The 12,907-nt window shown below is 57.1% G+C and carries 7 protein-coding genes; all 7 read left to right on the forward strand.

Features of this window, described 5'->3' with window-relative positions:
• Positions 1-39: 39 nt before the first annotated feature.
• Positions 40-1,392: a molecular chaperone gene (gene yegD, locus CMR03_RS03765; RefSeq protein ID WP_096010820.1), complete on the forward strand. Its 1,353-nt coding sequence runs from the start codon at positions 40-42 to the stop codon at positions 1,390-1,392.
• Positions 1,393-1,910: 518 nt separating this feature from the next.
• Positions 1,911-3,143 (forward strand): MdtA/MuxA family multidrug efflux RND transporter periplasmic adaptor subunit, encoded by a 1,233-nt coding sequence (locus CMR03_RS03775; RefSeq protein WP_096010821.1) that lies wholly within the window; start codon positions 1,911-1,913, stop codon positions 3,141-3,143.
• Positions 3,143-6,265 (forward strand): MdtB/MuxB family multidrug efflux RND transporter permease subunit, encoded by a 3,123-nt coding sequence (locus tag CMR03_RS03780; RefSeq protein WP_063880186.1) that lies wholly within the window; start codon positions 3,143-3,145, stop codon positions 6,263-6,265. Before CMR03_RS03775 ends, CMR03_RS03780 begins: the two co-directional genes overlap by 1 nt.
• Entirely contained in the window at positions 6,262-9,339 is a 3,078-nt protein-coding gene (gene mdtC / locus CMR03_RS03785; protein WP_096010822.1) for a multidrug efflux RND transporter permease subunit MdtC, read from the forward strand. Before CMR03_RS03780 ends, mdtC begins: the two co-directional genes overlap by 4 nt.
• Before the next feature lie 12 nt (positions 9,340-9,351).
• A complete protein-coding gene (gene mdtD, locus CMR03_RS03790) occupies positions 9,352-10,752 on the forward strand; it encodes a multidrug transporter subunit MdtD (protein WP_063880188.1) in 1,401 nt (466 codons plus the stop codon).
• Positions 10,749-12,137 (forward strand): envelope stress sensor histidine kinase BaeS, encoded by a 1,389-nt coding sequence (gene baeS, locus CMR03_RS03795; protein WP_096010823.1) that lies wholly within the window; start codon positions 10,749-10,751, stop codon positions 12,135-12,137. Before mdtD ends, baeS begins: the two co-directional genes overlap by 4 nt.
• Before the next feature lie 6 nt (positions 12,138-12,143).
• Positions 12,144-12,851, forward strand: a complete 708-nt coding sequence (baeR, locus tag CMR03_RS03800; RefSeq protein WP_063880190.1) for an envelope stress response regulator BaeR — start codon at positions 12,144-12,146, stop codon at positions 12,849-12,851.
• The last annotated feature ends 56 nt before the right edge of the window (positions 12,852-12,907 follow it).

Below are 12,907 nucleotides of genomic sequence, written 5' to 3' on the forward strand. Positions count from 1 at the left end.
GCTAAAGTCGCCCCCTTTTTTCCTGCCTGGGGGCGAAAAATGTTCATTGGATTCGATTACGGTACGGCTAACTGTTCCATTGCGGTCAGCGAAAATGGCTCGCCACGGCTGTTAACGCTGGAGAAGGGTCAACGCCTGCTGCCGTCCATGATTTGCTCCCCTACACGTGAAGCCGTGACGGAATGGCTCTATCGCCATCATCAGGTTGCCACACCTGAACAGGAAAGCACGGCGCTGCTGCAGCGGGCGCTACGCTATAACCGCGAAGAAGATATCGATGTTTTACCCGACAGCATTCAGTTTGGCCTGACCGCGCTCCAGCATTACATGGTCGATCCTGAAGATGTCTGGTTTGTTAAATCCCCTAAATCTTTTCTGGGTGCCACGGGCCTGAAACCGCAGCAGATTGCCTTTTTTGAAGATCTGGTCTGCGCCATGATGCTGCACATTCGCCAACAGGGTGAAGCGCAAACCCAGCAGCCGATTGACCAGGCGGTTATAGGCCGTCCGGTTAACTTTCAAGGATTAGGCAGCGAAGACGCGAATCAGCAGGCACAGGGCATTTTGTTACGTGCGGCGAAACGCGCGGGGTTCCGGGATGTGGAATTTCAATTTGAGCCGGTGGCGGCGGGCCTGGATTTTGAGGCGACGCTGGATAAGGAAACCCGTGTGCTGGTGGTCGATATTGGCGGGGGAACCACCGACTGCTCGATGCTGCTGATGGGCCCGCAGTGGCGCAACCTGTCAGATCGGCGTGAAAGCCTGCTGGGTCACAGTGGTTGTCGCGTGGGCGGGAACGATTTGGATATTATGCTGGCATTCAAGGCGCTGATGCCCTTACTGGGCGCGGGCGGTAACACCCAGAAAGGCACTGCTCTGCCTGCCCTGCCCTGGTGGAACGCCGTCGCCATCAACGATGTGCCTGCGCAAAGCGATTTTTACAGCACCGCCTGCGGCAAGATGCTGCGCGATTTAGTCCGCGAGGCAGAAAATCCTGTCGCCGTCGCCCATTTACTCAAGGTATGGCAGCAGAAGCTGAGTTATCGCCTGGTCCGGACCGCCGAAGAAAGCAAGATCGCCCTGTCCGATCGCCCCGACTTTACGGCATCCCTGGATTTTATCACCGCCGGTTTACAGGCCGATATCAGCGTGACCACCCTGCAGGACGCAATCAGCCAGCCGCTGGAGAAGATTCTGGAGCAGGTACAGCTGGCGCTGGCAACCAGCAATATCAAACCCGAGGTGATCTATCTCACCGGCGGCAGCGCCCGCTCGCCTCTTTTACGCGCCGCACTGCAGCAGGCCCTGCCGGGTACGCCCATTGCCGGTGGAGACGATTTTGCCTCGGTCACCGCAGGTCTGGCGCGCTGGGCAGAGGTGATGTTTGCCTGATCCTGCCGGGTGAGGCAACTGCCTGGTGTGGCAGTAAAAGGACAGCGTCAACGGCCGGCGATGTCGCCAGAGTCGGTATCAAGGCTCTGCGCTCCTCGCGCCGCTGAGGCACCCTCTCTGCACCATTCGTTCACCTGACGTCACCTCATGCCTTTTGCTCGCCTTCCTGCGGGCAAACGCTGGCGTTTTCACGCCGCTCCGCGCGGCGTATTGCCGCCTGACACCTGCTCCTTCTGGCTTTTTGCGCTTGTTGCCATTGATGAATTTAAAAAATCATTTCCTGACCACAACAGCTCATCGCGCGCTATGCTGTGGCACACTCATTCAAATGCGTTATGAATACGGCCCATCAATTAAACGACAATATGTCTTCAGAAAATCGACATAATTACGCAGTGCTGACAGATATCCTTAATTCCTTCAAATTTTTACCCGCAGGGACGACTACAATTCGTGGTTTGCAGGCGACCTTTTAAGCCCGCGCCCTGGAAAGACAGTGCTGGAGAGCAACAACAACAATGAACAACCGATACCCTGTTATGAAAAAAGCGTTGATTGCGCTGGTGGTGATTGCCGTGGCCGCAGGCGGCTATTACTGGTGGAAGCATCCGGCCCAGCCCGCAAGCGACGGTGACGCATCCGGCCAGTCTGCACATGGTAAAAGAGGCAGTGGCGCGCATAAGCCCTTAGCGCCGGTGCAGGCGGCCAGTGCGGTCAAAGAGAGTGTGCCGCAATACCTGAATGGGTTAGGCACCGTGACAGCCGCCAACACCGTGACGGTGCGTAGCAGGGTGGATGGGAATCTGATGGCTATCCACTTCACAGAAGGCCAGCAGGTGAAAGCCGGCGATCTGCTCGCCGAGATCGATCCCCGTCCCTATCAGGTAGCCCTCATGCAGGCACAGGGTCAGCTGGCGCGCGACCAGGCTACCCTGGCGAACGCACGCCGCGATTTAGCCCGTTACCAGAAGCTGGCGAAAACCTCGCTGGTTTCCCAGCAGGATCTGGACACACAGAGCGCCCTGGTGAATGAAACCCTGGGCACGATAAAAGCCGATGAAGGCAGCGTTGCCAGCGCCCAACTGAATCTGACTTACAGCCGCATCACTTCACCTATCGATGGCCGCGTGGGTCTGAAGCAGGTTGATATCGGCAACTACATTACCAGCGGCGACACCAATGGCCTGGTGGTGATTACTCAAACGCATCCGGTCGATGTGGTGTTCAGCGTGGCTGAAAACACTATCAGCCAGATCATGCAGGCGCAGAAAACTGGCGAACCTTTACTGGTCGAAGCCTGGGATCGCAGCAATCAGCATTTGATCACCCGCGGTAAACTGCTCAGTCTGGATAACCAGATTGATGTGACCACCGGCACGATTAAAATTAAAGCGCGCTTTGATAATCAGGATGACCTGCTCTTTCCTAACCAGTTTGTTAATGCGCGCCTGAAGGTGAATACCTTACAGGATGCCGTCGTGATTCCCACCGCAGCACTGCAAATGGGGAATGAAGGCCACTTTGTCTGGGTGATCAACAGTGAAGACAAGGTCAGTAAGAAAAGCGTGACCGCCGGTCTGCAGGACAGCCAGAAAGTGGTAATCAGCGCCGGACTCAACGCAGGCGATCGCGTCGTCACCGACGGACTGGACCGCCTGACAGAAGGGGCAAAAGTCGAAGTGGTTGCCGCGCAGAGTCGCGCCACAAAAGAGACCCGCACCAGCTTGCCGTCAAAAGGGGAATCTGAGTAATGCAGGTTATGCCTCCTGACCACAGCGGAGGGCCGTCACGCCAGTTTATCCTGCGTCCGGTCGCGACCACCTTACTGATGATTGCCATTTTACTGGCGGGGATTCTGGGTTACCGCTTTTTGCCGGTCTCTGCCCTGCCTGAAGTGGATTATCCGACGATTCAGGTCGTTACGCTGTATCCCGGGGCAAGCCCGGATGTAGTGACCTCCTCCATTACCGCCCCGCTTGAACGCCAGTTCGGCCAGATGTCCGGACTGAAACAGATGGCATCGCAAAGCTCGGGTGGCGCCTCAATCGTCACGCTGCAATTTCAGTTGACGCTGCCGCTTGATGTGGCGGAGCAGGAAGTGCAGGCGGCGATCAACTCTGCCACCAACCTGCTGCCCAGTGACCTGCCGAATCCGCCGGTTTACAGCAAAGTCAATCCGGCCGATCCACCGATTATGACTCTGGCCGTCACCACCAGCAGCATGCCGTTAACCCAGGTGCAGGACATGGTGGAAACCCGTGTCGCACAGAAGATATCGCAGGTCACCGGCGTCGGTCTGGTGACGCTGACGGGCGGTCAACGTCCGGCGGTGCGCGTGAAGATGAACAGCCAGGCGTTGGCCGCCATGGGGCTGACCAGCGAAACGGTGCGCACGGCGATCACCAATGCCAATGTCAACTCCGCGAAAGGCAGCCTGGATGGCCCTACCCGCTCGGTCACGCTTTCCGCCAACGATCAGATGAAATCGGTAGAGGATTACCGCCAGTTGATCGTCAGTTATAAAAATGGTGCACCGGTGCGCCTGGCGGATGTGGCAACCATTGAACAGGGCGCAGAAAACAGCTGGCTGGGTGCCTGGTCCAACCGTGAACCAGCCATTGTGCTGAATGTGCAACGCCAGCCAGGTGCCAACATTATTGCCACCGCCGATAGCATTCGCGCCATGCTGCCGTCACTGATCGCCAGCCTGCCTAAATCAGTCGACGTGAAACTGGTCACTGACCGCACCACCAACATTCGTGCGTCCGTCAGCGACACCCAGCATGAACTGATGCTGGCAATGGGGTTGGTGGTGATGATCATCTACCTGTTTTTGCGTAACGTGCCTGCCACCATTATTCCGGCCGTGGCAGTGCCCCTGTCGCTGATTGGCACCTTTGCGGCGATGTATTTTTTGGGTTTTTCCATCAACAATCTGACGCTGATGGCGCTGACCATCGCCACAGGCTTTGTCGTAGACGATGCCATCGTCGTGATTGAGAACATCTCGCGCTATATCGAGAAAGGCGAAAAACCCATGACGGCGGCCCTGAAGGGCGCGGGCGAAATTGGCTTTACCATTATCTCTCTGACGTTTTCACTGATTGCGGTGTTAATCCCGCTGCTGTTTATGGGTGATGTCATCGGCCGTCTGTTCCGCGAATTTGCGGTGACGCTGGCGGTGGCAATTTTGATTTCAGCCGTGGTCTCGCTCACCCTGACGCCGATGATGTGTGCCCGCATGTTGAGCGCAGAATCGCTGCGCAGGCAAAACCGCTTTTCCCGCGCCAGCGAAGCCATGTTTGAGCGAGTGATTGCGGTGTACGGTCGCGGGCTGAGTCGGGTGCTTAACCATCCCTGGCTGACGCTATCCGTGGCACTTGGCACAATGCTGCTTACCGTCTTGTTATGGATCGCGATTCCTAAAGGCTTTTTCCCACAGCAGGATAACGGCATCATCCAGGGCACTCTGCAGGCCCCGCAGTCGGTGTCTTACGCCAGCATGGCTGAGCGCACCCGTGACGTTGCCTCGGTGATAATGAAAGATCCCGCGGTACAAAGCCTGACTTCGTTTGTGGGCGTCGACGGCACCAATCCGTCACTCAACAGTGCCCGGTTGCAGATCAACCTTAAACCGCTGGATGCGCGCAGCGAACGTATTCCTGAGATTCAGCAGCGACTGCAACAGCAAATCAGCATGATCCCCGGCGTCACGCTGTGGCTTCAGGCGGTTCAGGATCTGACGATTGATACCCAGGCCAGCCGCACGCCCTATCAGTTTACGCTACAGTCCGGATCGCTGGACTCACTCAGCACCTGGGTTCCTGCGCTGGTGAGCGCCTTGCAGAAACTGCCCGCGCTGCAAGATGTCAGCAGCGACTGGCAGGATCAGGGCCTGGAAGCCTATATCAAAGTCGATCGTGACAGCGCCAGTCGGTTGGGTATCAGCATGGCGGATGTGGATAACGCGCTCTACGACGCCTTTGGGCAGCGGCTGATCTCCACCATCTATACCCAGGCAAACCAGTACCGTGTGGTGCTGGAGCAGGACAACAGCACCACGCAGGGCCTGCAAAGTCTGGAGGGTATTCGCCTGATCAGTACCGACGGCGGCAGCGTTCCCTTAAATGCTATCGCCAGCATTGAGCAGCGCCATGCGCCTTTGACCATCAACCACCTGAGCCAGTTTCCGTCTGCCACCTTCTCATTTAATGTGGCGAAGGGCTATTCGCTGGAAGATGCCACAAAGGCGATAACCCAGGCCGAAGAACAGCTTGGTATGCCGTCAGAGGTGATGACGCAGTTCCAGGGCAGCACCCTGGCGTTTGAAGCGGCACTGACGAGCACGGTGTGGCTGATTGTGGCGGCTGTCGTGGCGATGTATATCGTGCTGGGCGTCCTGTACGAGAGTTTTATTCATCCCATCACCATTCTTTCAACCCTGCCAACCGCAGGTGTGGGTGCCTTGCTGGCCCTGATGATAAGCGGCAACGAGCTGGATATCGTGGCGATCATCGGCATCATTTTGCTGATTGGCATCGTGAAGAAGAACGCCATCATGATGATTGACTTCGCCCTGGCTGCGGAGCGTGAACAGGGCATGAAGCCGTATGACGCGATCTATCAGGCCTGCCTGCTGCGTTTCCGACCTATTCTGATGACCACGCTGGCCGCGCTGCTGGGGGCGTTACCGCTGATGCTCAGCACCGGCGTCGGCGCAGAATTACGCCAACCGCTGGGTATTGCTATGGTCGGCGGCCTGATCCTCAGCCAGATTTTGACCCTGTTTACCACACCGGTTATTTACCTGCTGTTTGACCGACTGGCGCATAACCTGCGTCGCCGCCTCGGTCACACGGAGGAACAGCAGTGAAATTTTTTGCGCTGTTTATCCATCGCCCGGTTGCCACCACGCTGCTGACGCTGGCGATTGCGCTGGCCGGGATGCTGGGCTTTCGCCTGCTGCCCGTCGCCCCGCTGCCTCAGGTGGATTTTCCGGTGATTATGGTGTCGGCTTCTCTGCCCGGCGCCTCGCCGGAAACGATGGCCTCGTCAGTCGCCACGCCGCTGGAACGTTCTCTGGGCCGCATCGCCGGCGTCAGCGAAATGACCTCCACCAGTTCACTGGGATCGACCCGCATCATTATGGTCTTCGATTTTGATCGTGACATTAATGGTGCGGCGCGGGATGTCCAGGCGGCGATCAACGCTGCGCAAAGCCTGCTCCCCACCGGTATGCCTTCGCGCCCGACCTATCGCAAAGCTAACCCGTCTGATGCGCCGATCATGATCATGACGCTGACCTCCGACCTGTTCAGCCCGGCTCAGCTCTACGATTACGCCTCCACACAGCTGGCGCAGAAGCTGTCGCAGATTAACGGCGTTGGCGATGTCACCGTAGGCGGCAGCTCTTTGCCCGCCGTGCGCGTTGCGCTGAACCCGCAGGCCCTGTTTAACCAGGGCGTTTCCCTGGACGCAGTACGGCAGGCCATTTCTAACGCCAACCAGCGTCGTCCACAGGGCGCGCTAGAAGATCGTCAACAGCGGTGGCAGTTGCGCACCAACGATGCGCTGCAAACCGCCAGTGAATATCAGCCCCTGGTGGTGCATTACAACAATGGCGCAGCGGTGCGCCTGTCGGATGTTGCCACAGTGCAGGATTCGGTACAGGACGTGCGTAACGCCGGGATGTCACGGGGTAAACCAGCGGTGTTGCTGGTCATACGCAAAACCGCCGATGCGAACGTGATTGACACGGTGGATCGCATTCGTGCCGAACTGCCCGAACTGCACGAGATTATCCCTGCGGCCATTAACCTTGAGGTGGCGCAGGACCGCTCGCCCACCATCCGCGCCTCGCTTGAGGAAGTGGAACAGTCGCTGGTGATTGCCGTCGCGTTGGTGATTCTGGTGGTGTTTGTGTTTTTACGCTCTGGTCGCGCCACGCTCATCCCTGCCGTGGCAGTACCGGTATCGCTGATCGGCACCTTCGCCGCGATGTATTTATGCGGCTTCAGCCTGAATAACCTGTCGCTGATGGCCCTGACGATCGCCACCGGATTTGTGGTGGATGATGCCATTGTAGTGCTGGAAAACATCGCCCGTCATGTGGAAGCCGGGATGAAACCCATGGCTGCCGCGCTCAAAGGCGTGCGTGAAGTCGGCTTCACCGTGCTGTCGATGAGCCTCTCGTTAATTGCGGTATTCCTGCCGCTGCTAATGATGGGCGGATTGATTGGTCGCTTCTTCGCCGAATTTTCTATCACGCTGTCGGTCGCCATCCTGATCTCCCTGTTTGTCTCTGTCACGCTGACGCCGATGATGTGTGCTTACCTGCTCAAGCCCCATGCGCCGCGCAGTCAACCGCAACGACGGGGATTTGGACGGCTGCTGCTGGCGGTGCAGCGCGGTTATGCGCGCTCACTGACCGTGGTATTGAACCACGCGCGCTGGGTACTCTTGCTGCTGCTGGGGACGGTGGCCCTGACGGTATGGCTGTTTATCAGTATTCCCAAAACCTTCCTGCCCGAGCAGGACACTGGCCGGTTGTCGGGCTTTATCTCAGCCGACCAAAGTATTTCGTTTCAGGCGATGCGCGGTAAGCTGGAAGACTTTATGAAAATCGTCGGTGCCGATCCCGATGTGTCCAGCGTGGTGGGCTTCACCGGCGGGATGCGCACCAACATGGGGCTGATGTTTATCTCCCTGAAACCGCTGTCTGAACGGAAAGACAATGCCCAGATGGTGATTGCCCGGCTGCGTACGAAGCTGGCAAACGAACCCGGAGCCAACCTGTATCTCAATGCGGTGCAGGATATTCGGGTGGGCGGTCGCGAAGCCAATGCCAGCTATCAGTACTCGCTGCTGTCAGACGATCTTGCTGCGCTTCGCACCTGGGAACCCCAAATCCGCCAGGCCTTTACCGCCCTGCCGGAACTGGCTGACGTCAACTCCGACCAACAGGATAAAGGCAGTGAAATGGCCCTGACCTACGATCGCGCCAGCATGGCCCGGCTGGGAATCAACGTCTCAGAAGCCAACGCCCTGTTAAATGATGCATTTGGTCAGCGCCAGATATCCACCATTTACCAGCCGCTGAACCAGTACAAGGTCGTCATGGAAGTGGACCCCCGCTATACCCAGGACATCAGCGCGCTGAATCAGATGTTTGTGATTAACAGCGAGGGCAAACCGATCCCGCTCGCCTGGTTTGCCAAATGGCAGCCGGCTAATGCCCCGCTGTCCGTCAATCATCAGGGGCTGTCTGCCGCATCGACCATTTCCTTTAACCTGCCAGAAGGTGTTTCCCTGTCACAGGCGTCGGAGGCCATCGACCGCACCATGACCGCGCTGGGCGTGCCGTCCAGCGTGCGCGGCAGCTTTGCCGGTACCGCGCAGGCTTTCCAGCAGTCGCAGAGCAGCCAGCTGTGGCTGATGCTGGCCGCCATTGCGGCAGTCTATATTGTGCTGGGCATTCTCTATGAGAGCTACGTGCATCCTTTGACCATTCTTTCAACGTTGCCCTCGGCAGGCGTCGGTGCGCTGCTGGCGCTGGAGCTGTTTGATACGCCGTTCAGCCTGATTGCCCTGATCGGTATTCTGTTATTAATCGGGATCGTTAAAAAGAACGCCATCATGATGGTGGACTTCGCCCTGGAGGCAGAACGTAAGGGTAACCTGAGCGCCCGCGATGCCATTTTCCAGGCCTGCCTGTTGCGTTTCCGCCCTATTTTAATGACTACCCTGGCCGCGTTGTTTGGCGCGCTCCCGCTGGTGCTGACCAGCGGAGATGGCGCGGAACTGCGCCAGCCGTTAGGGATCACCATTGCGGGCGGGCTGATCATGAGCCAGCTCCTTACCCTGTATACCACGCCAGTGGTGTACTTAATGATGGATAAACTGCGACGCAAAAAGCGCACTCAGACAATGAATGCGACGCAGCACTAAGGGGTAACTATCATGCAGAGCGTAACGGTCCGCTGGCAGTTATGGATTGTCGCCTTTGGCTTCTTTATGCAGGCGCTGGATACCACCATCGTCAATACGGCCATCCCGTCCATGGCCCACGATCTGGGCGTGAGCCCATTGCATATGCATTCGGTCATTGTCGCCTACGTGTTAACGGTGGCGGTCACCCTGCCCCTGAGTGGCTGGCTGGCCGATCGGTTTGGCGTCAGAAATATCTTCTTCAGCGCCATCGTGCTGTTCAGCCTGGGTTCGCTGATGTGCGGGTTGTCCCACACGCTGGATCAGCTGCTCGTGGCACGTGTACTGCAGGGCATCGGCGGGGCCATGATGGTGCCGGTAGGCAGGCTGACGGTGATGCGCATTGTGCCGCGCGATCAATATATGTCCGCCATGACGTTCGTCACCCTGCCCGGCCAGATTGGTCCGCTACTGGGTCCGGCGCTCGGCGGGGTACTGGTGGAATATGCCAGCTGGCACTGGATTTTCCTGATTAATATCCCGGTTGGCGTGATCGGCGCTATCGCCACCTTAAAGCTGTTACCCAACTACGCCATGCCGCCACGACGCTTCGATTTTTTGGGTTTTGTTCTGCTGGCTGCGGGCATGGCAACCCTGACGCTGGCGCTTGATGGCCAGCGCAGCAGCGGCGGCTCCGCGTTGTTGCTGGCGGCGATGATCCTGACAGGCACAGGTTCCCTGCTGTTTTACCTGCTGCATGCGCGCCACAACGACGATGCGCTGTTTAGCCTGAAGCTGTTTGATAATCGGGTGTTCTCCATCGGATTACTCGGTAGCCTGGCGGGCCGCATCGGCAGCGGGATGTTACCTTTTATGACGCCGCTTTTTTTACAGATCGGAATGGGTTTCAGCCCGTTTCATGCCGGTTTAATGATGATTGCGATGGTGCTCGGCAATATGGGCATGAAACGCATCGTGGTCCGTATCGTTAACCTGTTCGGCTATCGCAACGTGCTGGTGGGATCGACCGTCGGTCTGGCGTTGGTGGTGTTGCTGTTTCCGCTGGTGGCGATGCTGGGCTGGACGGCCATGCTGCCGCTGGTGTTATTCCTGCAAGGGATGGTGAATGCGATTCGCTTCTCCTCAATGAACACGCTGACGCTGAAAGAGCTGCCGGACGATCTGGCATCCAGCGGTAACAGCCTGCTGTCGATGATCATGCAGCTTTCAATGAGTATCGGGGTAACCGTCGCGGGCCTGCTGCTGGGCGCGTTTGGTCAGTCGGCGCTGGGGCAACAGGGGTTAAGCCACCAGGCCTTTATCTATGTTTATCTCTGTATGGCCCTGATCATTATTCTGCCTGCGCTGGTGTTCTGGCGTGTCCCGAAAGAAGAGAGTAAAAGCGTCGATCTGCGACGCCGGAGAAGTGAATGAGATCGTTTCTGCGCGTTGGCATCGGTGCCAAGCTGTTTATGGCTATTTTCTCCACCTGCATGCTGGTACTGATTACCATGCACTGGGGCGTCAGGCTGAGCTTTGAGCATGGCTTCGTCGACTACATCAAACGCGGTAATGAACAGCGACTGAATTTGCTGGGCGCGGCGCTGGCCGATCAGTACGAGCAGCATGGCAACTGGGATTTTCTGCGCAACAATGACCGACTGATTTTTACCATGCTGCGCTCGCTGGAGCAGAATCCCGACAGCAACAATCAGCTTCCGCCGCACGGCTGGCGAACCCAGTTCTGGGTGCTCGATCAGCAATATAAAGTGATGGTTGGTCCGCGCTCACAGGTACCGCCAGAGGGAATACGCCACAATATCACCACCAGCAACGGCAAGGTGGTGGGCTGGATCATCAGCTCACCGCCCGAACGCCTGACGCGCAGTACCGACATTAATTTTGATCAGCAACAGCGACGAACCAGCTGGTATATCGTCGGCTTGTCGACTCTGCTTGCCGCGCTGGTGACCTGGCTGATGGCGCGAGGCTTGCTGGCTCCGGTAAAAAGGCTGGTGGACGGTACCCATCATCTGGCCGAGGGGAATTTAGCCACCCGAGTGGAGGTCAGCAGCCAGGATGAACTGGGCCAGCTGGCACATGACTTTAACCTGCTGGCCAGCTCACTGGAGAAAAATGAAAGTATGCGCCGGGCGTTTATGGCCGATATTTCTCATGAGTTGCGAACGCCGCTGGCTATTTTACGCGGTGAACTGGAGGCGATGCAGGATGGCGTTCGTCAGCTGACGCCCGACGCCATTACCTCATTGCAAAGTGAAGTTGCGTTGCTGACGAAGCTGGTAGACGACCTGCATCAGTTGTCTCTTTCTGATGTTGGTGCGCTGGCCTACCGCAAGCAGGCCACGGATTTGGTGCAGCTCATTGAGGTCAGCGCAGGCAATTTTACCGAACGCTACCGTGCCCATGACCTGACACTGAAACTGGCTATGCCTGAAGATGCGCCCTTCTTTGGCGATCCCGATCGCCTGATGCAGCTGTTTATCAATCTGCTGGAAAACAGCCTGCGTTATACCGATGCGGGTGGCACGGTCCAGGTTCGTCTCTGGTATGACGCACCCTACTGGCACGTCACCGTTGAGGACAGCGCACCCGGTGTGGATGGCGAGCAGCAGGCGCAAATTTTCGAACGGTTTTTCCGCACCGAAGGGTCCCGCAATCGGGCCAGCGGCGGCTCAGGTTTGGGTCTGGCAATCTGTAAAAATATTGTTGATGCGCATGGCGGAACCATAACCGCGACGCACGCTGATTTAGGTGGACTGAAAATCGCGCTACAATTGCGTTATGTTCCTCCCGTTTAGAAGACTATGAATCAGGAAAACACCTATCCGCTAATCCTTGTGGTTGAGGATGAACCCAAGCTGGCGCAACTCATGATCGATTATTTACAGGCGTCCAACTACCGTACCCACCATTTGGCGCATGGCAATGAGGTGCTGGACTACGTTCATCAGACCCCGCCCGATCTGATCCTGCTGGATTTAATGCTGCCAGGTAAGGACGGCCTGACACTGTGCCGTGAAATCCGCCGTGACTCTGAACTGCCGATTATTATGGTGACTGCGCGGACAGAAGAAATCGATCGCCTGCTGGGGCTGGAAATTGGGGCGGATGACTACGTCTGTAAACCGTTCAGCCCGCGTGAAGTGGTGGCGCGGGTGAAAACCATTTTGCGTCGGGTGAAACGTTCGCCTGAAGAAGCCCCGGTTGCGTCGCTGCTGAAAGTGCATGAAAGTCGCTTCCAGGCCAGCTGGCGCGATGAACCACTCGACTTAACGCCTGCGGAATTTCGTTTGTTAAAAACGCTGTCCCTTGAGCCTGGAAAAGTGTTTTCACGCGAGCAGCTGTTAAACCACCTCTATGACGATTATCGGGTCGTCACTGACCGCACTATTGACAGTCATATCAAGAACCTGCGAAGAAAGCTGGAAAACCTGGACAGCGAGCAGCCTTTCATTCGCGCCGTGTATGGCATGGGCTATCGCTGGGAAGCCGATATCTGTCATTTGATTTAGATTGATTCAGATCAATTTACTTCCTTTTTCTCACTGCCTACAATTCCGCACCTTTT

The organism is Pantoea allii (assembly GCF_002307475.1).
GTDB classification, from domain to species: Bacteria; Pseudomonadota; Gammaproteobacteria; order Enterobacterales; family Enterobacteriaceae; genus Pantoea; species Pantoea allii.

What these genes read in the sequence shown, in the direction of transcription:
- yegD (WP_096010820.1), top strand. Translation starts at nt 40, where the DNA reads ATGTTCATTGGATTCGATTACGGTACGGCTAACTGTTCCATTGCGGTC.
- CMR03_RS03775 (WP_096010821.1), top strand. Translation starts at nt 1,911, where the DNA reads ATGAACAACCGATACCCTGTTATGAAAAAAGCGTTGATTGCGCTGGTG.
- baeS (WP_096010823.1), top strand. Translation starts at nt 10,749, where the DNA reads ATGAGATCGTTTCTGCGCGTTGGCATCGGTGCCAAGCTGTTTATGGCT.
- mdtD (WP_063880188.1), top strand. Translation starts at nt 9,352, where the DNA reads ATGCAGAGCGTAACGGTCCGCTGGCAGTTATGGATTGTCGCCTTTGGC.
- baeR (WP_063880190.1), top strand. Translation starts at nt 12,144, where the DNA reads ATGAATCAGGAAAACACCTATCCGCTAATCCTTGTGGTTGAGGATGAA.
- CMR03_RS03780 (WP_063880186.1), top strand. Translation starts at nt 3,143, where the DNA reads ATGCAGGTTATGCCTCCTGACCACAGCGGAGGGCCGTCACGCCAGTTT.